This is a genomic window from Stenotrophomonas sp. CFBP8994, assembly GCF_034044835.1.
GTDB lineage: Bacteria > Pseudomonadota > Gammaproteobacteria > Xanthomonadales > Xanthomonadaceae > Stenotrophomonas > Stenotrophomonas rhizophila_A.
The window spans coordinates 412,915-438,012 of the sequence record NZ_JAXCWT010000002.1 but is presented as its reverse complement, the minus strand read 5'-3'; the positions used below and the strand labels follow the sequence as shown (position 1 = coordinate 438,012).

The 25,098-nt window shown below is 67.3% G+C and carries 24 protein-coding genes; 10 read left to right on the top strand and 14 right to left on the bottom strand.

Annotation, left to right across the window (positions count from 1 at the left end):
• Positions 1 to 17 precede the first annotated feature (17 nt).
• From SOM39_RS06675 to SOM39_RS06645, 7 genes are all read right to left on the bottom strand, one after another.
• Entirely contained in the window at positions 18 to 2,609 is a 2,592-nt protein-coding gene (locus SOM39_RS06675; protein WP_320457871.1) for an excinuclease ABC subunit UvrA, read from the bottom strand.
• A 69-nt stretch (positions 2,610 to 2,678) separates the two neighbouring features.
• Positions 2,679 to 5,207, bottom strand: a complete 2,529-nt coding sequence (locus SOM39_RS06670) for a methyl-accepting chemotaxis protein (RefSeq protein WP_320457870.1) — start codon at positions 5,205 to 5,207, stop codon at positions 2,679 to 2,681.
• Between the two features lie 206 nt (positions 5,208 to 5,413).
• Positions 5,414 to 6,421, bottom strand: a complete 1,008-nt coding sequence (locus SOM39_RS06665) for a bestrophin family protein (RefSeq protein ID WP_320457869.1) — start codon at positions 6,419 to 6,421, stop codon at positions 5,414 to 5,416.
• 31 nt (positions 6,422 to 6,452) lie between these two features.
• Positions 6,453 to 6,959, bottom strand: a complete 507-nt coding sequence (locus tag SOM39_RS06660) for an Ohr family peroxiredoxin (RefSeq protein WP_307105896.1) — start codon at positions 6,957 to 6,959, stop codon at positions 6,453 to 6,455.
• A 32-nt stretch (positions 6,960 to 6,991) separates the two neighbouring features.
• Positions 6,992 to 7,747 (bottom strand): SDR family oxidoreductase, encoded by a 756-nt coding sequence (locus SOM39_RS06655; RefSeq protein WP_320457868.1) that lies wholly within the window; start codon positions 7,745 to 7,747, stop codon positions 6,992 to 6,994.
• Positions 7,748 to 7,875: 128 nt separating this feature from the next.
• Complete coding sequence (locus tag SOM39_RS06650; RefSeq protein WP_320457867.1) at positions 7,876 to 8,910, bottom strand: LysR family transcriptional regulator; 1,035 nt, start codon at positions 8,908 to 8,910, stop codon at positions 7,876 to 7,878.
• Positions 8,901 to 9,164 carry a hypothetical protein gene (locus SOM39_RS06645; protein ID WP_093534796.1) on the bottom strand — a complete coding sequence of 88 codons (264 nt, stop codon included), beginning with the start codon at positions 9,162 to 9,164 and terminating at the stop codon, positions 8,901 to 8,903. The genes SOM39_RS06650 and SOM39_RS06645 overlap by 10 nt, the downstream gene beginning before the upstream one ends.
• A gap of 137 nt (positions 9,165 to 9,301) precedes the next feature.
• Here SOM39_RS06645 and SOM39_RS06640 point away from each other — a divergent pair, with 137 nt between their 5' ends.
• Together SOM39_RS06640 and SOM39_RS06635 are read left to right on the top strand one after the other, a co-directional pair.
• On the top strand, positions 9,302 to 10,189 hold the full coding sequence (locus SOM39_RS06640; RefSeq protein ID WP_320457866.1) for an RNA polymerase sigma-70 factor: 888 nt from the start codon (positions 9,302 to 9,304) through the stop codon (positions 10,187 to 10,189).
• Entirely contained in the window at positions 10,189 to 10,800 is a 612-nt protein-coding gene (locus SOM39_RS06635) for a DNA-3-methyladenine glycosylase (RefSeq protein WP_099047418.1), read from the top strand. The genes SOM39_RS06640 and SOM39_RS06635 overlap by 1 nt, the downstream gene beginning before the upstream one ends.
• A 17-nt stretch (positions 10,801 to 10,817) precedes the next feature.
• On the opposite strand, the gene SOM39_RS06630 is transcribed toward SOM39_RS06635, so the two are convergent.
• Genes SOM39_RS06630 through SOM39_RS06620 form a run of 3 tightly spaced genes read right to left on the bottom strand, consistent with a single transcriptional unit; the run spans position 10,818 to position 15,721 of the window.
• Complete coding sequence (locus SOM39_RS06630) at positions 10,818 to 11,450, bottom strand: peptidoglycan DD-metalloendopeptidase family protein (RefSeq protein WP_184125859.1); 633 nt, start codon at positions 11,448 to 11,450, stop codon at positions 10,818 to 10,820.
• 18 nt (positions 11,451 to 11,468) lie between these two features.
• Positions 11,469 to 14,522, bottom strand: a complete 3,054-nt coding sequence (locus SOM39_RS06625; RefSeq protein ID WP_320457865.1) for an efflux RND transporter permease subunit — start codon at positions 14,520 to 14,522, stop codon at positions 11,469 to 11,471.
• The gene (locus tag SOM39_RS06620) at positions 14,519 to 15,721 is read right to left on the bottom strand and encodes an efflux RND transporter periplasmic adaptor subunit (RefSeq protein ID WP_217977534.1); all 1,203 of its coding nucleotides are present in this window, start codon (positions 15,719 to 15,721) and stop codon (positions 14,519 to 14,521) included. Before SOM39_RS06620 ends, SOM39_RS06625 begins: the two co-directional genes overlap by 4 nt.
• Before the next feature lie 155 nt (positions 15,722 to 15,876).
• Here SOM39_RS06620 and SOM39_RS06615 point away from each other — a divergent pair, with 155 nt between their 5' ends.
• From SOM39_RS06615 to SOM39_RS06605, 3 genes are read left to right on the top strand one after another with little or no spacing between them, the layout of a single operon-like run.
• On the top strand, positions 15,877 to 16,677 hold the full coding sequence (locus tag SOM39_RS06615) for a MipA/OmpV family protein (protein WP_095363070.1): 801 nt from the start codon (positions 15,877 to 15,879) through the stop codon (positions 16,675 to 16,677).
• Entirely contained in the window at positions 16,677 to 17,390 is a 714-nt protein-coding gene (locus SOM39_RS06610; protein ID WP_095363071.1) for a response regulator transcription factor, read from the top strand. Before SOM39_RS06615 ends, SOM39_RS06610 begins: the two co-directional genes overlap by 1 nt.
• On the top strand, positions 17,353 to 18,771 hold the full coding sequence (locus SOM39_RS06605; protein ID WP_320457864.1) for a sensor histidine kinase: 1,419 nt from the start codon (positions 17,353 to 17,355) through the stop codon (positions 18,769 to 18,771). Before SOM39_RS06610 ends, SOM39_RS06605 begins: the two co-directional genes overlap by 38 nt.
• A 12-nt stretch (positions 18,772 to 18,783) precedes the next feature.
• On the opposite strand, the gene SOM39_RS06600 is transcribed toward SOM39_RS06605, so the two are convergent.
• A complete protein-coding gene (locus SOM39_RS06600; protein ID WP_320457863.1) occupies positions 18,784 to 19,722 on the bottom strand; it encodes a DUF1254 domain-containing protein in 939 nt (312 codons plus the stop codon).
• 401 nt (positions 19,723 to 20,123) lie between these two features.
• On the opposite strand from SOM39_RS06600, the gene SOM39_RS06595 reads away from it, so the two are divergent.
• The 3 genes from SOM39_RS06595 (at position 20,124) to SOM39_RS06585 (ending at position 21,967) form a co-directional block, all read left to right on the top strand.
• The gene (locus SOM39_RS06595) at positions 20,124 to 20,510 is read left to right on the top strand and encodes a response regulator (protein ID WP_068854208.1); all 387 of its coding nucleotides are present in this window, start codon (positions 20,124 to 20,126) and stop codon (positions 20,508 to 20,510) included.
• Positions 20,511 to 20,576: 66 nt separating this feature from the next.
• Complete coding sequence (locus SOM39_RS06590) at positions 20,577 to 21,182, top strand: TetR/AcrR family transcriptional regulator (RefSeq protein ID WP_320457862.1); 606 nt, start codon at positions 20,577 to 20,579, stop codon at positions 21,180 to 21,182.
• Between the two features lie 101 nt (positions 21,183 to 21,283).
• Positions 21,284 to 21,967 (top strand): type 1 glutamine amidotransferase domain-containing protein, encoded by a 684-nt coding sequence (locus SOM39_RS06585; protein WP_307105879.1) that lies wholly within the window; start codon positions 21,284 to 21,286, stop codon positions 21,965 to 21,967.
• A 44-nt stretch (positions 21,968 to 22,011) separates the two neighbouring features.
• Here SOM39_RS06585 and arsN2 read toward each other — a convergent pair whose 3' ends face one another.
• The 3 genes from arsN2 to arsH are packed head-to-tail and all read right to left on the bottom strand — an operon-like array spanning position 22,012 to position 23,637.
• Positions 22,012 to 22,437, bottom strand: a complete 426-nt coding sequence (gene arsN2 / locus SOM39_RS06580) for an arsenic resistance N-acetyltransferase ArsN2 (RefSeq protein ID WP_320457861.1) — start codon at positions 22,435 to 22,437, stop codon at positions 22,012 to 22,014.
• Positions 22,438 to 22,483: 46 nt separating this feature from the next.
• A complete protein-coding gene (gene arsC, locus SOM39_RS06575; RefSeq protein ID WP_184125867.1) occupies positions 22,484 to 22,903 on the bottom strand; it encodes an arsenate reductase (glutaredoxin) in 420 nt (139 codons plus the stop codon).
• Positions 22,900 to 23,637, bottom strand: a complete 738-nt coding sequence (arsH, locus tag SOM39_RS06570) for an arsenical resistance protein ArsH (protein WP_320457860.1) — start codon at positions 23,635 to 23,637, stop codon at positions 22,900 to 22,902. Before arsH ends, arsC begins: the two co-directional genes overlap by 4 nt.
• 38 nt (positions 23,638 to 23,675) lie before the next feature.
• On the opposite strand from arsH, the gene SOM39_RS06565 reads away from it, so the two are divergent.
• Together SOM39_RS06565 and arsB are read left to right on the top strand one after the other, a co-directional pair.
• On the top strand, positions 23,676 to 23,990 hold the full coding sequence (locus SOM39_RS06565) for a metalloregulator ArsR/SmtB family transcription factor (protein WP_320457859.1): 315 nt from the start codon (positions 23,676 to 23,678) through the stop codon (positions 23,988 to 23,990).
• A 9-nt stretch (positions 23,991 to 23,999) separates the two neighbouring features.
• On the top strand, positions 24,000 to 25,070 hold the full coding sequence (arsB, locus tag SOM39_RS06560) for an ACR3 family arsenite efflux transporter (protein WP_320457858.1): 1,071 nt from the start codon (positions 24,000 to 24,002) through the stop codon (positions 25,068 to 25,070).
• Positions 25,071 to 25,098 lie beyond the last annotated feature (28 nt).

Below are 25,098 nucleotides of genomic sequence, written 5' to 3'. Positions count from 1 at the left end.
TGGGTACGGATGCCCACTCAGGCGAAGAACCGCCGCAGGTAGCCCGCCGTCCTGCCTGCTTTCGATCGGCTCACCTGCTCGGGTGTTCCCGCCGCCACGATCTGCCCACCCTGCTCGCCCGCGCCGGGACCCACATCGATCACCCAGTCCGCATCGGCCACCACGCGCAGGTCGTGCTCGACCACCACCACCGTGTTGCCCGCATCCACCAGCCCGTGCAGCTGCGCCATCAGCTTGTCCACGTCGGCCGGGTGCAGGCCGGTGGTGGGCTCGTCGAGCACGTACAGACTGTTGCCGTGCTGGCTGCGCTGTAGTTCGGTGGCCAGCTTGATCCGCTGCGCTTCGCCACCGGACAGTTCCGTGGCCGGTTGCCCCAGGCGCAGGTAGCCCAGCCCGATATCACGCAGCAGCTGCAGCGGGCGCTGCACCACGGTTTCCTCGGCAAAGAACGCCAACGCCTCCTCCACCGTCATCGCCAGCACCTGCGCGATGTTGCGGCCGTTCCACTCCACCTCCAGCGTCCTGGCGTTGTAGCGCTGGCCGTGGCAGGTCGGGCATGGCGCGTACACGCTGGGCATGAACAGCAGCTCCACGTGCACGAAGCCTTCGCCTTCGCAGGTCTCGCAGCGGCCCTGCGCCACGTTGAAGGAAAAACGACTGGCGCTGTAGCGCCGCGCCTTGGCCATGCGGGTACCGGCGAACAGCTTGCGCACGTGGTCGAACAAGCCGGTGTAGGTGGCCAGGTTGGATCGTGGCGTGCGCCCGATCGGCTTCTGGTCGACGTTCACCAAGCGCTTGATCGCCGTGTGACCGCCATGCAGGCGGCCGCGGGTGCGCTCGATCCGGCTGGGTTGTGGTAGATCATCGTCCGCATCGGGCGCCACCGGCTCATGGCCTAGGTGCTCACCCACCAGCTCCACCAGCGCCTGGCTGACCAGGCTGGACTTGCCCGAGCCGGAGACACCGGTAACCGCGCAGAACGTGCCCAGCGGAAAGCGTGCATCCAGCCCGTGCAGGTTGTTGCGGTGGATGCCGCGCAGCTCCAGCCAGCCGGCAGGCGTGCGCGGGCTGCGGGTGGCACGGTCGTGCTTGCCGAACAGGTAGGGTGCAGTGGCCGAGGCGGCGACGCCGCGCAGCCCCTCGGGCTCACCGCTGTACAGCACCTGCCCACCATGCTGGCCTGCACCGGGACCGACATCCACCAGCCAGTCGGCACGGCGCAGCATTTCCAGATCGTGCTCCACCACGAACAACGTGTTGCCGCCTGCCTTGAGCTGGTCAAGCGCGCCATACAGGGCCTCGCCATCTGCCGGATGCAGGCCGGCGGTGGGCTCATCCAGCACGTACACCACGCCGAACAGGCTGGAGCGGATCTGGGTGGCCAGGCGCAGCCGCTGCAGCTCACCCGGTGACAGCGTCGGGGTGGCGCGGTCCATCGACAGGTAGCCCAACCCCAGCGATTCAAGCGTACCGATACGCTCAACCAGATCGTGCGCGATGCGCTGGGCAGCGATACGCTTCTCCTCGGACAGGTCGGGGGTGTGGCGCAGCTGTTCGGCATTGCGCCCGGCTGCGCGGCTGCGCGTTGCCCCCTTTGCAGGCGCGTTGAAGCGGCCTTCCGCCGCCGGCCGCAGCGCCTCGGCCATCGCCGCCAGCGACAGCTGGGACAGCGCGCCGATGTCCATGCCGGCGAAGGTCACCGACAAGGCAGCACGCTTGAGGCGCTTGCCGTCGCAGACCGGACAGACTGTACCCACCATGTAGCGCGCCACGCGCTTCTTCATCATGGCGCTCTGGGTGGTGGCGAAGGTGTGCAGCACATAGCGGCGCGCGCCACTGAAGGTGCCCATATAGCTGGGCTCTTCCTTGCGGCGCAGCGCGGCGCGGGTTTCTGCCGGAGTGAAGCCGGCATACACCGGCGCCACGGGCTGCTCGTCGGTGAACAGGATCCAGTCGCGCTGCTTCTTCGGCAGGTCGCGCCAGGGAATGTCAACGTCGTAGCCCAACGTCACCAGGATGTCGCGCTGGTTCTGCCCGTGCCACGCCGGCGGCCACGCGGCGATGGCGCGCTCGCGGATGGTCAGCGAGGGGTCGGGAACCATGGACTGTTCGGTCACTTCATACACGTGGCCCAGGCCGTGGCAGTTCGGGCAGGCGCCCTGCGGTGTGTTCGGCGAAAAGTCCTCGGCATACAGCATCGGCTGTCTGGCCGGATACGTACCAGCGCGCGAATACAACATGCGCAGCAGGCTGGACAGCGTGGTCAAGCTGCCCACGCTGGAGCGTACGCTCGCGGTGCCGCGCTGCTGCTGCAGCGCCACCGCCGGCGGCAGGCCTTCGATGGCATCCACGTCAGGCACGCCTACCTGGTCGATCAGGCGGCGCGCGTAGGGTGACAACGACTCCAGGTAGCGACGCTGCGCTTCGGCATACAGTGTGCCGAAGGCGAGCGAGGACTTGCCGGATCCGGAAATTCCCGAGAACACCACCAGCGCATCGCGCGGGATCTCCACGTCGACGTTCTTCAGGTTGTGCTCGCGGGCCCCGCGCACGCGGACAAATGCGTTGCGGAGCTGGGCGGGAGACGATGTTTTTCGACGTGTGCTCATGGTGGGAAGCATACCGCCGGCGGCGCCGCCCGTTGGGCGGCCCACGTAGACGCCGCAATCACGAACCCATCACGCTACCGCCGGACGAAGCCCGCGCACTGGCGCAGGCCGTGCCACCACGAACGCGGCCACCGCTTCGGACAACAGCGCCGCCTGCCGCTGCATCGCCTGCGCGGACGCCGAGGCTTCCTCCACCATCGTCGCGTTCTGCTGCGTGCTGCCGTCCATCTGCAACAACGTCCTGCCTACCTGCTCGATGCCCACGCTCTGCTGCTGCGAGGCCGCCGCGATGCTGGCGCTGATCGCGGTGACCTGCTCCACGCTGCCGACGATGCGGCGCATGGTGGCACCAGCCTCGCCTACCAGGCGGGTACCGGCGTTGACCGTCTCCACCGAGGTCTCGATCAGCTGCTTGATCTGGCGGGCGGCATCGGCGCTGCGCTGGGCCAGCAGGCGTACTTCCCCCGCGACCACCGCGAAACTCCGGCCCTGCTCGCCGGCCCGTGCGGCTTCCACTGCAGCGTTGAGGGCGAGGATGTTGGTCTGGAAGGCGATGCCGTCGATCACCCCGGTGATGTTGCCGATGTGCCGTGAGGAGGCGGCGATGTCGTGCATCGTGGACACGACCTGTGCCACCGCGTTGCCGCCCTGCCCCGCGATGGCAGCGGCATCCATCGCCAGCTGGTTGGCCTGCTGCGCCGAATCCGCGTTCTCGCGCACGGTTGCAGTGAGTTCCTCCATGGAGGACGCAGTTTCTTCAAGATGCGCCGCCTGCCGTTCCGTGCGTTCGGCGAGGTCACGGTTGCCGGCCACGATCTCACCGGCCGCGCCATTGATCGCCGAGGTGGCGTGCTGGATGCGCGCCACGATGTCGGCCAGCTGTGCCACGCTGGCGTTGGCATCGTCGCGCATCTGCGCGAACACGCCCTGGTAGTCACCCTGCATGCGGACGCCCAGGTCGCCGTGCGCCAGCCCGGACAGCAGCGCCTGCAGCCCGGCCAGGTTGCCCTGGAAGGTATCCAGCAGGCGGTTGATGCTCACCGCCAGGGTCAGCACGAAGCCCTGCTTGTCGTTCACCGCGATGCGCGCCTGCAGCTGACCCTGCGCGGCGGCGTCCACCAGCGCGGCCACTTCGGTTTCGACCGTGGTTTCCAGCGCGCGGCTGCGCCATTCCACCGCGGCTCCCAGCAACTGGTCGTGGTCGAGGATGGGGTTGAGTACCAGCTGATAGCGGATTCCGCCCTGCTCGATCTCGTGTGCACTGGCATGGCCGCGCTGCAGCTGCACGGCGACGCCCGCAAACACCGGATGCAGCGCCTGCGCCGGTTGGCCCTGCCACTGGCCGGGCGTGCAGCCCAGCGCAGTGCACAGCGCATGGTTGAGGAAGCCGATGCGGCCGTCAGGCTCCAGCACCATCAAGCCGGTCTGGGCACTGTCCAGCGCCTGGCGCGCACGGGTGTTGTCGCGCGCGGCGGCCCGCTCGGCCTCGATCCGGCCGCGCAGTCGTTCCTGCATATGTCGCAGGCGTTGCGCCAGCTGGCCGAACTCATCGTGCGGGTTATGCACGACCAGCACCGTATCCAGCCGGTCCTCGGCGATGTCCTCGGCGAAGCGCAACGTGTTGGCGATCGGGCGCTGCACCGCCTGCAGGGTCAGCAGCAGCGTGGCGATGAGCAACGCAGCCACCAGCAGCAGCGTGACCGCGAACACCACCGTCATCGCCCTCGCCTGCGCCTGCAGGCGCCCACGCGCGGCCTCCAGCGCCGTTGCCTGCGCACGCTGCACCTGCTCAAGCGACGGCGCGATCTGTGCAGCGGTATCGGCCAGCGACTGCGCTTCCACATCCAGCCCGACCCGCGCGGCGGTGTAGCCAAGTAGTGCACCCTGGTAGCTGTCCATCGCGGTGCGAAGCGCGTCCTGTGCGGCCGCCGGCACGCCCGGCGCTGCCAGCGCCAGTTCGAACGGCAGCTTGGCGTCGCTTGCGCGGTCGGCATGGGTGGAATCGCCAGTGAGCAGCAGCAGCGCTTCCTGACGGCGGATGGCCTGCCACTGGGCGTCCAGTGCGGGTCGTTGCAGGGGGCCCAGCGCGGCCTCCATCGCAGCAGCGGCGGCCTCCAGCTGCGCGCGCAACCCGGCCTCGCCCCTTCCCATTTCATCCACGCGTGCATTCAGCGCGTTGATCCCCTCGGCAAACTCGCCGATGCGGGTGGCCAGTGCCCTCAGTGAAGCCGCATTGCCGTTGGCGGCGGCGGTGCGCTGCAGTGCCTCCAGCGACACCTGCAGGCGTTGGCGTGCCTGCTGCAGTGCGTTCCGGTCGGCATCGTCGAAGCTCGCCGCGTAGCGGGTCTGCAGGCGACGGGCATCGGCCACCTGGGTGCCCAGCAGCGCCATCAGGCTGGTCGCCTGCTGGTGGGTGGCGAAGGTGTCGGCGGCGCGTTCGCTGTTGTACCTTGTCCAGGCGTAGACGGCGGCCACCAGCAGCAGGCCCGCTGCACAGGCCACCAGGCTGATTTTAAGCTTGCGCGCCACGCTGAGCCGGCGCAGGGGTTCAGCCCTGCGGGCAAGGGACGACAGCACACGGCGGGGGATGGCCGACATGACGCACTCCAGACAGAAGGACGCATCGGTATCGGCCGCATTCGCCTGGACTTTAGGGCAGGATCCATTTGCATCCTGCCCTGTCCGCGCAGTGCCTACGTTGTAGCGGGCGTTGAAGACCGCACGATGACGGTCGGCGGTGCGGGCATTGGATTGGGGAGGTGCACCCGCGGCAGAGGCCAACGTAGTGCGCAACGCCGGCGCGATCACAGCACGATGGGGCTGGCCGGCACCTGCGGCACTGGAATGTCGCGCTCATCCAGCAGCAGGCGCAGGTCCAGCTCGATGGAGGTGCACAGCTGTGAGATCGGAATGTCGTTGGCGCCACCCTCGAAGGGATTGGCGCTGCTTTCGCCGACCTGGTCCAGCGCGGCATACATCCACGACACCAGCACGCTCAGCGGAATTGCCAGCCACACCCTGTGCCCGGCCATCGCCCCGCCCACGGTGTCGTTCATGGGTGCCAGCAGGTCGATCATGCCCAGTGGCAGCAGCAGGCACAGGATGCGGACAAAGATCACGTTGATCACCGCGTACTGGCGCGGGTAGGGGTAGTTCTTGATCCGTTCGCTGCGCGCCTGCTGGTCGTGCAGGTCACGCAGTACGCGCTGCAGTTCGGCGAAGCTGGCCTGCGGCAGGTCGCCTGCATCCAGCAGCTGACGCAGCGATGCGCCCTGCAGCGACAGTACTTCGGTGGCCTTGCCGCCAGCGCCCAGGATGCGCGCGCGTTCTTCGGGGGTGACGTACTTGATCAGTTCGGTATCCAGCGTGCGCACCTTTTCCGGCACGTCATAGCGCTTGCGGTACTCGACGTTGGGCGCCAGCTGCACGGTCTCCCAGGGTTTGGTTTCGCGCATCTGGTAGCGCAGCGCGGTCAGCCACGCCAGGTGGCGGTATACCAGCCGCCGGGTGTGTTCGGGATGGGCCACGTAGTCGCGGCTCATCGTGCCCCACAGGCGGCTGGCGGCGGTGATGGAGGCCCACACCTGCTGCGCTTCCCACAACCGGTTGTAGGTCTGGGTGTTCTTGAAGCCTGCGATCAGCGCCACGCTGGTACCCAGCATGAAGATCACGTTCCATGGCACCGCCAGCCAATGCAGCCCGCCGAGCTGGTACAGCGCCACCAGCGCCACATCCAGCAGGATCAGCAGGTACAGCGGGCGGCGGGTCCACAGCAGGAACTCGGTGAACGTATAGGAGCGGCCGGCGTGCATGAGGGTGTTCTCCAGCAGGGGGAAGCGCCGCTCAGGGGGCGGCGGTGGGCACCACGCTCACCACGTGGGTGATGCCGTTGCGGAACATCTTTGCGTAGGGGCAGACACGTTCGGTGTTGCGCACCAGCTCGGCAGCCACGCCGGCCTCCAGGCCGGGCAGGTAGGCTTCCACCTCGGCCGACAGCAGGTACAGGCCGTCGATCGGGTCGCGCGAGAAGGTCACCGACACCTCGATGCAGGGGTCTACCAGCACCAGCCCGGCACGGCTGGCCAGCAGGTTCATCGCGCCGTGGAAGCAGGCCGCATAGCCGGCAGCCAACAGCTGCTCGGGGTTGCTGCCGCCCCCTGGACCGCCCAGCGAGGGAGGCAGGCGCAGGTCGAGTGCCAAGGCGCCATCGTCGGAGACGACCACGCCCGAAGCGCGTCCGTGTCCCGTCTCGCCGCCGCTCACCCGCACCCGCCCGGTGTAGAGCGGGCGCACCTCGTCGCCACGGTATTTGTCGAGAACGGCGGGCGACGGCGGCTTCAGGTCGGACATGGCGTTTCCACGAGGTGCGGGCGGACGGGCAATCAGTTGCTGCGTACCAACCCGGACTGCTGCAGCCAGGCATCGAAGCCCTGGCGGCCCAGCCACGCCTGGCCGACCGGCACCAGTGTGTCGTCCTGCAGTTGCGCACCGAAGTACGGTGCCTGTGCGTCGCCCACCACCTGGCGGGGATCGTGTGTGCGGTCGAGGAAGCGCTGTGCCAGTTCGTCCATCGGTGCGCGCTCCGGGCCGGCGATCTCCACCACCCCATTGACGGCAGGCTGCAGCGCAATGCGCGCCACTGCGTCGGCCACGTCGTCCGCCGAAATCGGCTGCACCAGCGCGGTGGGCAGGCGCAGCGCTTCACCGGCGGACTGGAGGATGCCCGGCAGGAATTCGAAGAACTGGGTGGAATGGATGATGGTGTAGGCGATGCCCGCCTCGCGGATCAACCTCTCCTGCGCGATCTTGCCGCGGAAGTAGCCACTGGCCGCCAGCTTGTCGGTGCCCACCACGGAGAGGGCCACGTGATGGCGTACGCCGGCCTTGGCTTCGGCGGCCAGGATGTTGCGCCCGGCGGTCTGGAAGAAGGCCAGCACCGCCGCGTCTTCGAACGACGGCGAGTTGGCCAGGTCGATGACCACGTCGGTGCCGGCCATGGCCGCCTCCAGGCCGTCGCCGCTGATGATGTCGATGCCGGTGGACGGTGCGGCGATGACGATGTCATGGCCGCCCGCGCGCAGGCGGTCGACCACCTTGCTGCCAATGCGGCCGGTGCCGCCGATGACCAGGATCTTCATGTTCTTGCTCCAGAAGGGGAAGGAGGAACCCCGGTGGCCGGGGCATGTGACGATGCTAGGCACGCCGCTGCGGCGGCAGTAGGTCCGCGCGCGGACGCGCACTGTTGCCTGTCAGGCACCAATGGCGTTCATTGCCATGCGCCGGCATCGACGTCGCGCGCCGGTGCACTGGCCTGCTGCACGCTTTCCCAATGGGTCACCACGTCCAGGTCGAGTGCACGCACCTCGCTGGTGATGAAGTCGATGAACGCGCGGATGCGCTTGGGCAGCTGGCGTCGGCTGAGGTAGCACAGGTAGTGCCCGCGGTCGTCGGCGGCGTACTGGTCCAGGCAGCTCACCGACAACCCGGCATCCAGCGCAGCGCGCACCTGGTAGTTCGGCAGCTGCGCCAGGCCCTGCCCCTGCAGGACCGCCTGCAGCGCCAGGTCGGCGTCGTTGAACACCAGCGCCGACGCCGGTTCCACGCTCAGCGGCCGGCCGTCCACACGAAACTCCCATGGCTGCAGCCGCCCATTGGCCTGGCGCTGGCTGATGCAGGCATGCGCGGCCAGCTCGCCCACGGTGGCCGGCAGGCCGTGCCGCACCACGTAGTCCGGTGCGGCGCAGACCAGCAGCTGCATCGGGATCAGGTGCTTGGCGATGACCTCGCTGTCTTCCAGCACGCCGTCGCGGAACGCCACATCGATCCGGTCGGCGGCCAGGTCCAGCGGGCGCTCTTCCAGCTGCAGTTCGAGCGTGACTTCGGGGAAGTGGGCCCGGAATGCCGACAGCAGCGGCGCGATCACCTTGCGCCCGAACCCATGCGTGGCACTCACCCGCAGGTGCCCCCGTGGCGGCCCGTCACGCAGGTCGCGCATTTCCTCCAGCGCCTGCAGGATGCGGTCGACACCGGGGCGGCAGCCGTCGTGGAACAGCTCGCCTTCGCGGGTGAGCGAGGTCGACCGGGTGGTGCGCAGGAACAGGCGAACGCCCAGCTGCCCCTCCAGTTTCTGCACGCTGCGGCTGACCGCCGAGCGGCCGATGCCGAGCCGATCGGCCGCGCGCGAGAAGCTGCCTTCGTGGGCCACGGCAATGAACGCCATCACCCCGGCGTAGCTGGCCGAAAAGCCGGTGGTGAGCGGGTCGACACCGTCGTCTACGGTGGCCGGATCAGTCAGGGACATGCGGGCGGCGCTCCAAGATGGCGCGCATGTGCGCGCAGGCAGGCGTGGGCCGCTTCCAGCCGTTGCCTGCATTCAGCAGCAGGCAACCCCAGCAACGGCATGAGCTCCTCGATCGACGCACCGGCCACGTCATGCAGCAACAGCAGCAGGCGGGCGTCGGCAGGCAGCGCCTCCAGCGCAGACAGGAACGTGGTCCACACCTGATCGGCGGGGCGTGGCAGGCCTGCGGCGTCGGCGGTGGATGAGGTGCTCATGCAAGGCAGACGGACCAGCGCGATGCCCTGTGACAGCCCCCGTCCGTTGGATTGGTGCGCAGCGCTCAACACCGTGCGTCGATAGTGTCCTGCTTACGGCACTGTCCCTGCGGCGCGCGCTCGTGTTGAATGCCGCCATGGATACTTCCCTCGACCTTTTCACCCAGCTGCGCCCGCGCGTGCTTGGCGTGGCCTATCGCATGCTGGGCTCCATGGCCGAAGCCGAAGACGTCGCGCAGGAGGTGTGGCTGCGCTGGAACGGCACCGACCGCGACGCGATCGAGAATGCCGAAGCCTGGCTGGTCGCCACCACCACCCGCATCGCCATCGACGAGCTGCGCATGGCGCGCCGCAGCCGCGAGCACTATGTGGGCATCTGGCTGCCGGAGCCGGTACTGACCGACGATGCCAGCACGCCTGAGCGCCTGCACGAAGCGGCCAGCGATCTCTCCGTTGCCTTCCTTGCGGTACTGGAACGGCTGGCGCCGGAAGCACGCGCCGCCTTCCTGCTGCACGATGTGTTCGACCGTGACTATCCCGAGATCGCCCGCATCCTCGACAAGAGCGAAGCAGCCTGCCGGCAGATCGTGCACCGCGCACGCACCCGCCTGCGCGAGGAGCGCCCCCTGCACGCGGTGCCGCACCGCACCCACCAGCAACTGCTGCAGGCGTTTACCGAGGCACTGGACAAGGGCGACCTGAAGTCGATGATCGCGCTGATGGACACGTCGGCGCAGCTGATCGGCGATGGTGGCGGCTTCGTCAGCAGCTTCCCCAGGCCGATGCTTGGCGGTGCGCGCATCGCCCAGCTCCTGTTCGCGCCCACCCTGCGGCGCCGCACCGAGCTGCGCATGGTGCCCGCGTTCATCAATGGCCGCTTGGGGGTGCTGCGCTACTTTGGCGAGCACCTGGATTCGGCGATGTCGTTCGATACCGATGGTGAGCGCATCACCCAGATCCTGGTGCAGCGCAATCCGAACAAGCTGGCGCGGATCCTGGCCGCGCAGCATCCGGCGCTACGCTGATGACCCTGCCTCCGTCGCGCTGGCGTACGCTCCCGCGCAGCTTCTACCGGCGGCATCCGACCGAGGTCGCGCCCGAGCTTCTGAACAAGCTGCTGGTGCGCGATGATGGCCGGGCCGGTCGCATCGTTGAAGTCGAGGCCTATGCAGGCGACCAGGACCCGGCCGCGCATTCGTTCCGGGGCATGACCCCGCGTACGGCCACCATGTTTGGCGAATGCGGCCATCTCTATGTCTACTTCACCTACGGCATGCACTGGGGCAGCAACGCGGTCTGCGGCGAGGTCGGCCAGGGCTGGGGCGTGCTGCTGCGGGCACTGGAACCCGTGCAGGGATTGGAACTGATCCGTGAGGCGCGGCCAGCCATTCGTCGCGATCGCGAGCTGGCCAGCGGGCCCGGACGGCTGTCGCAGGCGATGGGTATCGACAAGGCACTGGATGGCGCTGACCTCGTCAGCAATGACCGCGGCATCCGGATCGTGTCGGACGGGATGGCGCCACCGGAGGATCCGGCAGCGGGTCCCCGCATCGGCATCAGCCGCGCCGTGGAGTTCCCATGGCGCTGGCATGTGCGCGGGCATGCGCACGTGTCCGGCCGGCGGTCGAAGGCGTAACGACCAACGGTCGTTACCTACCGGGGTAGCGCACGACCGTTGGTCGTGCGGTGCGCCTTCAGCAGCGGCAACGGATCGTAGGCGCCATCGGCACCGTAGATCCCCCAGTGCAGGTGCGGCGGCGTGCCGGCCGCATTGCCACTGTCACCGACGTAGCCCAGCACGGTGCCTTCGCTGACCACCTCGCCCTCGGCCAGCCCCTCGCGCCAGTCCTCGAGATGCGCGTAGTAGTAGCGCTCGCGCGCCGGTCCAATGACCCATACCTGGCGCCCGCCCAGCCCGCTGTCGCGCACCGCGACCACCACGCCTGGCGCCGCGCTCCGCACCGGCGTGCCGCGCTTGGCGAAGATGTCCACGCCGGCATGGGTGCGGTCGCGTCCGCGTGGTGCGCCGAAGGTGTCGGCGATGCGCCGTGCCGCCACGCCTTCCACTGGCACCGGCAAGGTGCTGGGCGCAGGCATGCGCGCCAGCGCCCACATGGCGCGCGGTGCCTTCAGCCATTCGCTGTTCCAAAGGGTGAGCAGTGAAATGCCCAGCAAGGCAGGAACGACCAGCCAGCCCAGCCAGCGGCGCAGCGCAAAGGCGCGGGTACGCGACGACGTCGGCGCGGGGGGAACGGTGACGGTATCCGGAGGCAGTGGCTCTTTCATTGCTACAGCATCGCAGACTCAACGTGCAGGATGCATGTTGCGCTGCCCGGCCCGAAGCCGCACCCGCAGGTCGTCGATGCAGGTGAACAACACCGGCACCACCACCAGGCTGAGGACGGTCGACGTTGCCAGGCCGCCGATGACCGTGATCGCCAACGGCTGGCGGAAACTTGCATCGGCCCCCAGTCCCGCTGCGATCGGCAGCATGCCGGCCACCATCGCCAGCGAAGTCATCAGGATGGGGCGGGCACGATGACTGCATGCGTCCAGGAGCGCCGCGTCACGACCCATGCCCTGTTGGCGCATGGCCTGCGCCGAATGATCGACCAGCAGGATCGAATTCTTGGTCACGATTCCCATCAGCATGACCAGTCCGATCATCGCCGGCACATCCAACGCACTGCCGGTCGCCAGCAGCGCCATCAGGGCGCCTCCCAACGAGAGCGGCACGGCGGATAGGATGGTCAACGGCTGGAACGCGTCTTTGAACAGCAGAACCAGCACACAGAACATGCAAAGCAGGCCGGCACCGATGGCCAAGAGGAAGCCACCGGCAAGCTCGCCCGCCAGTTCGGAGTCCCCGGCTTCGATCGGTTTGACCCCGGCCGGCATCGCCTGGCTGATCGGCAACGCCGCTACCGCAGCTTCGGCGTCGCCCAAGGGTATTCCCGCAAGGCCGGCGCTGAGGGTGACGACGCGCTGCCGGTCGAAGCGGTCTATCTGACTTGGGCCGCTTTCCATGTCCAGGGTAGCGATGTTGTGCAGCGGCACCGGACCCTCACGACCCGGCACGCGCAGGCGCCCGATCGCCGCCAGATCCGCTCGCAGCGCGGGAGCGACCTGCACGCGGATCAGGACCTGGCGCGTATCCAGGTTGAGCCGTGGCAGAACGGCGTCCGCGTCACCACCCAAGGCAATCCGTATTGTTTCTGCGATGGAGGCAGTAGTGACCCCCAGCTCGGCGGCGCGGTGCGGGTCTGGACGCACGGTCAGTTCCGGCTGCTCCAGGCTGGCCGAGGAACCGACGTTGGCCAAGCCGGGAATGCCGCGCATCTGCTGCTCAAGCGTCTGCGCGGTGTTCCGCAGCAGGCGCGCATCATCGCTGGCCAGGATCAGGGTCATCGCCGTGCCAAGATTGCCGCCCCCCACGCTGAAGCGCGCTCCCGGCAGTGCTGCCAGCCGCTCCCGCACCTGTGCTTCGATCGCCTGCTGCCCCGCGCGCTGGTCACGCGGGCCCAGGGTGAGGGTCAACAATGCGCGACGCACTTCCAGGCTCGATGCACCATCCCCGTCGCCTGGCTCACCTACCCGCGCGAATACCTGCGCTACCCCGGGCACGTCCCCGAGGGCCCTTCGCACGCGCTCGGCGGCCGCCACCGAATCGACCAATGCCACCCCGGGTGGCAGTTCAACTCCTACGTCGACATAGCCCTGGTCGGCTGCCGGCATGAAGCCGGTAGGTAGCAGGGGAAGCAATCCGAACGAACCCAGGAGAAACGCCACTGCCGCCGCCAGGGTAATGCGTCGATGGGCCAGTGCCCACTGCACGGTGGCCAGGTACCTTCGCATCAGCCAGCCATGTACATGTGGGCGCGCGGGCAGCGGACGGAGCCAGTGCACGGCCAGCAGCGGCGTCAGCAACCGCGCTACCAGCAGCGAGGCGAGCACGGCGATGACCGTAGTCCAGCCGAACTGTGCGAACAGCAATCCGGCAATGCCCGGCATCATCGCGGTGGGCAGGAACACCACTACCAGCGTGAGCGTGGTGGCCATCACCGCCAACGCGATTTCGCTTACCGCGTCGGCCGTGGCCTGGGCAATCGACTTTCCACGCCTTCGGTGGGATTCGATATTTTCGATCTCGACGATGGCATCGTCCACGAGAATGCCTGCAACCACCGCCAGGGCCAGCAGCGTCAGCGTGTTGAGCGAGAATCCCAGCCACGGCATCAGCGCGAACGTCGGCAGGATCGACAGCGGCAAGGCCATCGCAGCGACCGCCGTGGCACGCCAGTCGCGCAGGAACCACCACACCACCAGCACCGCCAGCACTGCACCCTCCAGCAGCATGTGCATGGATCCTCGATACTGCTCAAGCGTGTAGTCCACGCGGCTGGAAACCGGACTCAGCACCAGGCCCGGGTGCTGCCGCTGCATGGCATCCAGCGCACGCCCCACCGCTGCAGCGGTAGCTGCCTCGTCACTGCCACGCGTACGGTAGACATGGATGCCTACCACCTGCGCGCCATCGAGCAGTGCCGCCTGGTCCCGCTCACGATGGCCATCGACCACGTCGGCCACCTGGTCCAGACGCAACCAGCGGCCGCGGGCAAGTGGCAATGCCACTGCCCGCAGCGCATCGGCGGTCGCCACTGTGGCCAAAGTGCGCAGGGACTGCTCGCCGCCCCCAAGACGCACCCCGCCCGCCGAAGACTCCATCTGCACCGACGCCAGCGCGCGCGAAACGTCAGTGGCGGTCACATCGAGCGCGGCCAGCCGCACCGGATCCAGCTCCACCCTTACTTCGCGCTGCACGCCGCCCAAACGTTCCACCTGCCCGACCCCGGGCACCGTACGCAGCGCCTTGCCCAGCACATCGTCGACGAACCAGGACAGATGCGCCTCGTCCAGCGTGGCCGACTCCACGGCATAGGTGAGGATCGGATTGCTGCCGACCACGTCCGCACTGACCGCCGGCGGAAGCAGGTCGTCGGGCAGCATGGTGCGTGTACGGTCCAGCGCCGCCTTGACCTCATCCAGGGCCCCGGACAACGATGTGCCGATCTCGAATTCGGCCGAGATGTGCACGGCGCCGTTACGCATCTGGCTGCGCAGGTGGCGCAGCCCGACCAGGTTGGCCAGCGCATCCTCAACTGGCCGTGCCACGGCCGTTTCCAGCTGTGCCGGCGCCGCTCCGGGCTGGGCCAAGGTCACATTGACGGTCGGCAGTTCGATATCGGGCAGGTTCTGGATGGGCAGGCGCACCCATCCCACCACGCCGGCCACCGAAAGAAGCACGAACAGCAGGATCACCGGGGTTGGGTTGCGGATCGACCACGTCGCGAAGTTCATGGCGTACCCGGCACGATCTGGACGCGGTCGCCGTCGGCAAGGAAGCCGGCACCCTCTTCGACGATCCATTCCCCCGCTTCCAAGCCCGAAGCGATTTCAACCTGACGGTCGTGCCGCCGTCCCACCGCTACCTCACGTGCGCTCACATGGCCGTGGGTCCCTGAGGCATTGAGGGTGAACACCCGGTTCCGTCCGTCGCGGACCACCACCGACGCGGCGGGCACCACCAGTGCAGGCGTGCGTGCCAAGCCGATGCTGCCTTCCACATACATGCCGGCGCGCGCCGCGCTGCCTGCGTCGATATCCGCGTAGACCAGCGCCTGCCGCGTCTCCGTCGCCAGTCCCGGGGCGAATTGGCGGATTCTCGCCTGCGCAGCACTGCCATCGGGCAGGCGCAGCAGGACCGGCTGGCCAACCTCCACCTGGCCCAGCTGGACCGCGCCCAGCTCGCCCCGCCATTCCAGCCGCCGCTGGCGGATGAGTTTGAACAGGGCATCGCCGCGCTCCGGCACGGCGCCAAGGGTAGCCGTGCGTTCACTGATCACCCCGTCATCGGGCGCGCGCAACACGCTGTAGCTGATTTCCACCTGTCTGGCGTGCAGCGCTGCCCGCGCTGCGCGTACTGCGGCCGCTGCAGAGGCCGCGTCTGCAAGCGCCTGCAGGATCGACTGCTCGCTCAACGCTCCACTGGCGCGCAGCTGCTCCGCACGCCGCGCATCGCGACCGGCCTGTGCGGACGCGACCTCGGCCTGCGCCAAGGCCGCCTGCAGGCGGTCAGCGTCGGCCCGCAGCAGCGCGTCGTCGAAACGCGCCAACACCTGGCCCTTGCGCACCAGGTCGCCAACGTCGGCATCCACGCTGGCCAGGCGCAGCCCGGCCAATGGGGCGCCGACCACCGATTCCTGCCAGGCTGCAATCGCACCGGACGCGGTAACGTCGCGTTGCCAGGACTGTCGCGCCACGCGCACGCGCGTGACCGTCATGGCCGCCGGTGCCTCGGCCGCGCCACGTGGTACGCGGGTTGCCCGGTTGCCGGGTTGGACCAGTACCAAGGAAGTCAGCACCGCCAGGGTGATCGCCAACGCGGCCACCAGCACTTTGAAGCGCAGCGTGGTGCGGCCGCTCAACCGCGACGGAATCGGCGGCAGCGAAGCGGCCCAGTGGCGGTTGCGGGAAGGGCGCGGGCGATGGTCGACCATGCGGGGCTCGGGGGCGGAGGAGGCGGCGGCGATTCTGGAGCCGGACGGGTTACCCGGCTCTTACTGACCCGCAGGCAGCCGCGGCATGGACGGTAAGTCGCGTGTAAGTCCGCGGCGGCAAGACTCGCTCCGCCCTCCCTCGGAAGTTCCGCCCCATGTTCAAGTACCTGGTTTCCGTTCCGCTCCTGCTTCCCACCCTCGCCCTGGCGCAGAGCACCACCAGCAGTGGTGACCTGATCGCCAAGGCCAATGACGATCGCTGGTCGATCGGCGTGGCCGCCTCCGTGCGCCAGAGTCCCTATGCCGGCGAAGGCACCCGCGTGCGCCCGGTACCGCTGCTTACCTATGAAGGCGAGCGGATCTTCTGGCGCGGCTTGACCGGTGGCGTGCACGTGGTCCAGGGCGATACCTTCAGCTTGGATGCCGTTCTGAGTGGCCGTTTCGACGGCTTCGACATCAAGGACCTTGGCCGCCGCGAGCTGCAGGCCAACGGCGTGGACCCCGAGCGCCTGGACGACCGTGATGATGGGCTGGATGCCGGCATCACCGCAAGCTGGAGCAGCCGCGCCGGCGAGTTCAAGCTGAGTGCACTGGCCGATGTGACCGATGCCAGCGGTGGCTACGAGATCGCCGCCGACTATGCGTATGCGCTCAAGTGGGGCCGTACTACCGTCATTCCGGGCGTCGGGGTACGCTGGATGTCCGATGATCTGGTCAACTACTACCACGGCACGCTGGATGAGGAAGTTGCACGCGGCGTGGCGCGCTACCAGCCCGGCTCGGCCGTGGTGCCGCAGGTGAGCATCGCCTTCACCCGTCCGCTGGGCAACAAGTGGCGTTTGATGGGCGGGGTGGACTACAAGTTCCTGCCCGATGAAATCACCGACAGCCCACTCAGCGAGCCGGACACGGACGGCTCTGCCGGCCTGCGCATCGGCATCACCCGGAGCTTCTGATGTCCCAGCCCACGCCTGCCGCCCTGCCCAACCGGATCGCCCTGGTCGAAGACCACGGGCGCCTGGCGAGCCTGGTCGAGCGTGGGCTGGGTGCCGCGGGCATCGCCGTCGACACGTTCCCCACTATGGAAACGGCCTGGCATGCCATCGGCCAGCATGCCTATGCGCTGGCCGTGATCGACCGCGGCCTGCCTGACGGCGATGGCCTGGACCTGGTGCGGCGGATGCGGGCGGCCGGCAACCGCATGCCCTGCCTGATGCTGACCGCGCGCGATGCCCTGCACGACCGGGTGGATGGACTGGACGCCGGTGCGGATGACTACCTGCCCAAACCCTTCGCCATCGAAGAGCTGGCGGCGCGGGTGCGTGCATTGATGCGCCGCCCGGCCGAACTGCGCGACCTGCAGCTGGTGCATCACGACCTGCGGGTCGTTGCCGAAGAGAGTTGCATGCGTTGCGGTGACGAACAGGTCAGCCTGGCACCGGCCGAACTGCAGATCATCATTTCGCTGGTTCGTGCCGCCGGCCAGGTGGTGCGCCGGGGTGCATTGGAATCCGCGGCATGGGGGGTGAGCGAAGCGGTCACCCCCAACGCGCTGGATGTTGCCCTGCATCGACTGCGGCGCAAGCTGGGCGCAATCGATTCAACGCTGTCCGTAGTGAACGTACGCAACCTTGGCTTTGCCCTGCGGCCTGCCGATGCTGCCGCGTAGCCTCAGCGCACGCTTGATGCTGGCCACGCTGGTGGCGCTGCTCGCCGCAGCCACCGCTGCGGCGGCCGTGATGCTGATGCTTCGCACCAGCTCCCTGGAAGACATGGTGCGCGAGGAACTCGCTGAAGAAGTGGTGGAGCTCAGGGAGGGCATGCGGGTCGGCGCCGACGGCGCCGTAACCCTGGAACTGTCGCCCGAGGTCGGCAACGTCTATGCCGCCATGCGCAACGACGCCGCGTACCGCCTGACCGACCAGCACGGCCATACCGTCGCCACCAGCCAGGACGGCCCGGCCCTGCAGACGCTGTCGGCGCTGCCGGCGGGCGCGCCCGCAATGACGGTCGCCGCACCCGACGGTGACGTTCACCTGCGGGTGGCCGACGCGGCATTCGAGCACGCAGGCCGCACCTACCACGCCCGCATCGCGCGCAGCGACCGCCTGGTGGCAACCCTGAAAGACCACGCCTCCAAGCTGTACCTGCGCGCCGGGGCGGCGGTGGTGGTGTTGGCATTGCTGACCTTCACTGCCGTGATCTACTTCATCGTCAACCGGATGGTTCGTCCACTTCGCCAGGCCTCGCGTGTGGCGGCACGGGTGGGCCCGCGCAACCTGGGCACACGCTTGAACAGCGAAGGCCTGCCATCGGAAGTCGTGCCCTTGATCGACGCCTTCAATGCCGCGCTGGAACGCCTGGAACAGGGCTTCCGGGTGCAGCAGGAATTCCTTGCCTCGGCGGCGCACGAGCTGAAGACACCGCTGGCACTGCTGCAGGCGGAAATCGAGCTCAGCGGCGCCCCCAACACCGCGTTGCTGCTACGCGACACCGCGCAGATGGCGCGGCAGGTGCACCAGCTGCTGCACTTGGCCGAGGTCAGCGAGGGACATAACTACACGTTTGCACCGGTGCAGGTGCGCAGCGTGATCGATGACGCCGTCGATTACCTGTCACGGGTCGCCGATCAACGCGGGGTGGATGTGCTGGTCACTACCGAGGGCGCGGAGTTCCCGCCGGTGGAGGCGGATGCGGGCGCGCTGTTCGTGCTGGTGAAGAACCTGCTGGAGAATGCGCTGAATCATGCGCCCCAGGGCAGCATGGTTCGGATCGTGGTGGAGCCGGATCGTTTCCACGTGCGCGATGCCGGCCAGGGCGTTGGCGTTGCCGACCGTTCGATGCTGTTCAAGCGCTTCTGGCGCGGCAACGCCAAGGACGGCGATGGCGCTGGTCTGGGACTGGCGATCTGCATGGAGATCTGCCTGTCCCATGGGTGGTCCATCGGGCATTCAGCGGACGACGGTGCCCCCGGTGCATGCTTCGTCGTGGTCACAAACACCGCTGCCTGTTCGGCGGCAGGCTGTCGCTCAACGGCTACCGGGTGGTAGCCGTTGGCCGCATCATTGCACCGGCACGGCGTCAGGGAAGGTCCAGCGCCCTTCCAGGATCTCCGCACGGGGCCGGTACAGCCGCACCATGTAGTTCCAGCCGGCCATGGTGGGCAGGCAGTTGGGCACCTGGCCATCGCAGCCACCGAACTGGATGTCGATCGAGCCGTCGGCGCTCTTCTTCGCGGTGAGGTTGTTGAGGGTGTAGGCGTTCTGCGGGTTCTTTTCGTAGTACCCCTCGGCGTTGTAGAGGCTCACCGACCAGAACCCGTCCACGGGCACATCGGCCACGTGCAGCCGGTACACGGTGCTGCCATCGTTCCGGGCCGGCACCACGTTGAGGTACATCGCGTCCTTGTCAGGGTTGCCGCCCCAGGCCGAGGCGGCACCGATCACGCGGCGCACCGGGTCGACCGTGTCGCGGGTGCCGAACATGTGCCTGGTGTCGGGCAGCGTGGATGCCAGCGTCAGCAGTGCGGCGCGCACCTTGTCCTGGCTCACCGTGTCCCACTTCGGTACCTCGAAGCTGCCCGGCGCAGCCTGCTGGACCTTGATCGCATCCTGCAGCGCGTGCACCTTTGCGACATCCTCCGGGCTGGATGGATCCACCAGCGTTCGAAGGGCGACCACCACGTAGCGGGTGCCGTCCTTGCCACGGCTGAGCGTGTAGTCGCCGGGCGTGTAGTTGACCTGGGTGGTGTACTGGTCCTCGTCGATGACCTGCATGGACATGAAGCGATCACCCGCATCGGGGAGCGTGATCGTGACCGGGCCGGCATCGAGGTCGAACACCGCGCTGGAGTACAGCGTGTCGCGATTCAAACGGACCACGGTCTGGCTGTCGATCGATGCCGGTTCGCGATGATGGAACAGCTTGCCCAGTCCCTGCTCCTTCACCAGCGCGCCGAGATAGCGATCGGATTCGGCGCGCACGAAGTTGTCGGCGGTCACCGGCACGCTTCCGGGTTCTGGCGCGCGGGTAGGTTCTGCGGACGGCGGTGCGGGTGGCGCCATTGATGACGCAGGCGCCGGTGGCGCACTGGCTGCATCTGCGGCGGGCGCGTCCGGCTCCCGTCGGCAGGCGGATAAGGCCACCGCGAAGGCGAGGGCGACCAACGGGAGGGCGAAGTGGGACTTGCGCGTAACGTCGTGATTCACGGCGGGATCTCCAACGCGGAAAGCTGGAGCGTAGCAATGGCCCCGCGCGCCAAAAACCGTACTTCTACTGCGGTTCGGCCCGCATTGCCCGCAGCAGGGTCGACCGCTGCGATGAAGACCGCGACTAGAGGACTTTCCGCCGCGTTGACACCTGAAGGTAGACCTTAGGCGTATCTACCGTTCCTGCGCACTTCATGAGCACCCTGGCGTCATCACGTACAAACAAGGTCATCCTGGTGGTCGAGGATGAAATCGAGCTGTCGAGACTCTTCATTGAAGTACTCAGTGGCGCGGGCTACACGGTCGTTCCGGCCTACTCGGTGACCGATGCCCTGTTCGCCATTGCCGACCAGCCGTTCGACGCGGCGATCCTGGACGTTGAGCTGCGAGACGGCGCCGTGTTCCCGGTCGCGGATCGCCTTGCGCGCCTGGGCACACCGTATCTGTTTGCGTCCGCCGTGTACCTGCAGGCGGTGCCCGCTGCACACAAGGCGGTGCCGTTCATCGCCAAGCCGTTCGAGATAGACGACCTGCTGGCCCACGTGGAGCGTGCGTTGGGCTGCAGCCGGAAGGCCAGCTAGCTTGGGCGCCGGCCGACCGTGCCGCGACACTAGACGACCGGTCTAATCCAGAGTACAGTGCGGTCCATGAGCCCGACCGCAGCCACTGAAAGCACCGACGTCCGCGACAGGATCCTGTCCACCGGCCAGCGCATCATGGGCGGCAAGGGGTTCTCGGCGGTGGGCTTGAATGAAGTGTTGAGTGCCGCAGGCGTACCGAAAGGCTCGTTCTACCATTACTTTGCGTCGAAGGAAGCCTTCGGCGACGCGCTTCTTGACGACTACTTCGCGGCCTATCTGGCCGACATGGACCGCACCTTTGCCCAGCCCGGGAAGAACCGCGCGCAGCAGTTGGAGGCGTATTTCGCCGCCTGGAAGGACAACCAGTCGTTCGAGGACTGCCAGGGCAAGTGCCTGGCGGTGAAACTCGGCGCCGAAGTGGCAGACCTGTCCCACAGCATGCGCACAACGCTGCAGCGGGGCACCGCCGGCATCATCGAGCGGCTGGCGCATGTAATTGAAGCGGGCGCCGCCGAGGGCTCGCTTGCCTTCACCGGCAAACCCGACACAGTGGCGCAGAGCCTCTACGCGCTGTGGTTGGGGGCGAGCCTGATGGTGAAGATCGTGCGCGATACCCAGCCCTTCGACACCGCGTGGCGGACCACGCAACAGATTCTCCACCCTTCGGCCTGACCACAGGCCGCAGGTACTTCACGCCCTGTGGGCGTTTTTTCACGCCGGCATTCTAGACGACCGGTCTACTGTTCCCCTCCATCTACCAGGAACCGTTCCCCATGAAGGTATTGATCGTCCTCACCTCCCACGACGCGCTTGGCAACACCGGTCGCAAGACCGGCTTCTGGCTCGAAGAACTTGCCGCGCCCTACTACGCGTTCCAGGACGCGGGCGCCACCATCACCCTGGCCTCGCCCAACGGCGGGCAGCCGCCGCTGGATCCAAAGAGCAACGAGCCCGACTTCCAGACCGACCTCACCCGTCGCTTCGAGGCCGATGCGGCGGCGACCGCACAACTGGCCAACACCGTTCGCCTGGACAGCGTTTCGCAGGCCGACTTCGACACCGTGTTCTATCCCGGTGGCCATGGGCCGCTTTGGGACCTGGCCGAAGACAGCCAGTCCATCGCGCTGATCGAATCGTTCATCGCCGCCGAAAAGCCGGTCGCGCTGGTCTGCCACGCCCCGGGCGTGCTTCGCCACGTCAAGGCCGCCAACGGCAACCCGCTGGTGCAGGGCCGGAAGGTCACCGGTTTCACCAACAGCGAGGAAGCCGGCGTCGGCCTGACCGACGTGGTGCCCTTCCTGGTCGAAGACACGCTCAAGGCGCTGGGCGGCGATTACTCGAAGGGGCCGGACTGGGGCTCGTACGTGGTCAGCGATGGCCTGCTGATCACCGGGCAGAACCCCGCGTCCTCCGCTGAAACCGCCGCCGTGCTGCTGAAGCGGCTGGCGGCGAAGTAAGCGCAGCCTGCGACCATCGCCCGCCATGCGGCGGGCGATGCGTATCAGATCCGCTTGCGCATGACCGCGCAGGTGGCCGGGCACAGGCCGGAGAACTGCTTGGTTTCCCGAATCGAAACGGGGACAGCGTCCCGTGCAACGTGGGCAAAGCCGCAGCGCTCGAACAGGGTGCTGGAAGAGACCGTAAGCAGATAAAGCTCCTCCACGCCCACGCGGCGGGCAAGCTCCTCCGCCTTGCCCACCAGCACCTCACCTTGGCCGCGGCCTCGAAACGCGGGGCTGACCGCGAGCGACCTCAGCAGTCCGACATCGTGGTACGGCTCGATCGCGATGACCCCGCACAGCATTTTGTCTTCCCACATACCGCAGAACGTGGTGGACACCGGGTCGAGGTCTTCGGTGGGCAACCCGACGCGTTGAAGCAACGCAATGACCTCTGCGTTCAATGCCATCTGCTTGAAGGACAACATGTTCTCGGCTCCAACAGGGCTGACCCTGGCTGCACTACGGCGGTGATCAGGAAACCCGCTTGCCGTCCTGATCGATCACCACCTCACCGTCTTCCTTGGCGAAGGGCACGGTGACGGTCGGAAGAATCTCCAGGACGACCTCGGAAGGCCGACACAGGCGCGTTCCCAGATCGGTCTGCACCCAAGGCCGTTCGATCAGGATCGGGTTGTCCATCAGCGCATCCAGCAATGCGTCATCGCTGAGCGCAACGTCGTCCAGCCCCAATTCCAGGTAGCGCTTCTCTTTCTTGCGGATGGCGCCACGTACGTTAACGCCGGCGGCATTGATCAGTTCGACCAGGCGCGCACGGCTTGGCGGATCGACCAGGTATTCGATCACCTCAGGTTCGATCCCCGCATGCCGGATCAACGCCAGCGTGTTGCGCGAGGTGCCGCATTTCGGGTTGTGGTAGATGACGGCCTTCATGTGCCCTCCTCATCAAGAACGGTTTCGACGACGGCGGCAGCAGCAGCCAGGCTCGCAGCTTCCACTGCCCCCTTTCGCTCACTGTAGCGCTCTACCAGGTAGTCACTGCGGCCGCGAACCAGCAGGGTGAATTTGACCAGTTCTTCCATCACATCCACAACGCGGTCGTAGTACGCCGACGGCTTCATCCGCCCCTGCTCATCGAACTCCTGCCAGGCCTTGGGGACCGACGACTGATTTGGAATCGTCACCATCCGCATCCAGCGACCCAGTACGCGCAGCGCGTTGACCACATTGAAGGATTGCGAGCCACCGTTCACCTGCATCACCGCCAGCGTGCGTCCCTGGGTGGGCCGCACGCTGCCTTCCTCCAGCGGCAACCAGTCGATCTGGTTCTTGAACACCGCCGTCAGCGTGCCGTGCCGTTCCGGGCTGACCCACACGTGGCCTTCGGACCAGAGCGAGGCCTGCCGCAGTTCCTGCACTTTGGGATGCGTGGCGGGCACCGAGTCGAGCATGGGCAGCGCGTGCGGATCGAACAGCCGCGTCTCAGCCCCGAGGTGTTCGAGCAGGCGCTGCGCCTCCAAGGCCAACTTGCGACTGAACGACTGGGGCCGCAGCGAGCCATAGAGGATCAGGATGCGCGGACGATGCGCCAGCACGGTCCCTGCGTCCAACCGGGCGGCCATGGGAGTACCCAGCGCACCCGGAACCAGGTTGGGGAGGTCGGTCATGGTTTGTCCCGCGACATAATTTCGACTATTCTAGAATTATGGAACATAAGCACGCAACCCGGGCCCTTGGTGCCCTGAGCCATGCCACCCGCCTGTCCATCTACCGTCTCCTGGTACAGGCCGGTACGGGCGGCAAACTGGCGGGCGATATCGCCCAGGCACTCAACCTGCCTGGCGCGACGCTGTCTTTCCACTTGAAGGCACTGTCAGCCGCCAAGCTGATTAGCGCCGAACACCTGGGCCGGTCCATCTGCTATCGGGCGAACTTCACTGCGATGAAGGCCTTGGTGGGCTACCTCACCGAGAATTGCTGCGCTGACGACACGCCGTCTGAGCGGCCTGGCTGCTGCTGAGTCCCTTTCATGCGCACGGAGACCTCCCGCCTGTCCTTCCTGGATCGATATCTGACGCTGTGGATATTCATCGCGATGGCGTTGGGCGTGGGCCTGGGTGCACTGTTCGACGACGTTCCCACCGCACTGAACCGCCTGTCGATCGGCACGACGAACGTTCCGATCGCCATCGGCCTGATCCTGATGATGTACCCGCCGCTGGCCAAGGTGAAGTACGAGGCGCTGCCAGAGGTGTTTGCCGACAAACGGGTGCTGGCGCTCTCGCTGCTGCAGAACTGGATCGTGGGACCGTGCCTGATGTTCGGCCTGGCGGTGCTGTTCCTGCGCGATTCCCCCGAGTACATGACCGGGCTTATCCTGATCGGGTTGGCGCGCTGCATTGCCATGGTGCTGGTGTGGAACCAGCTTGCACGCGGCGACAACCAGTACGTGGCCGGGCTGGTGGCCTTCAACTCGATCTTCCAGATCCTGTTGTTCAGCGTGTACGCCTGGTTCTTCCTTTCCTGGCTGCCGCCGATGTTCGGCCTGCAGGGCAGCGTGGTCAACGTCAGCATGTGGACCATCGCCGAAGCGGTGCTGATCTACCTGGGCGTTCCATTCCTCGCCGGCTACCTCACCCGTCGCTGGCTGCGAGCCGCCAGGGGTGAACGCTGGTACGAAGAGCGCTTCCTGCCGGCGATCAGCCCGATCACGCTGGTCGCACTGCTGCTCACCATCGTGGCGATGTTCAGCCTGAAGGGCGCCGACGTGCTGCGCCTTCCGTTCGATGCGGTGCGCATCGCCATTCCGCTCACGCTCTATTTCATCATCCAGTTCGGCCTCAGCTTCTTCATGGGGCGGCTCATCGCCAGGGATTATCCGCGTACCACGGCCATAGCCTTCACTGCCGCCGGCAACAACTTTGAACTGGCCATCGCCGTTGCCATCGCCGCTTTCGGGCTTGCCTCTCCGGTGGCCTTTGCCGCCGTCATCGGGCCACTGGTCGAAGTACCCGTGCTGGTGCTGCTGGTCCGCGTGGCGTTGGGGCTGGGCGGGCGCTTTTTCCCTGATAAGCTCCGGCGCGTCCCGCTGCGGTCTTAACCGCAGCGGGCCCCTGCCCCGGCCCCGT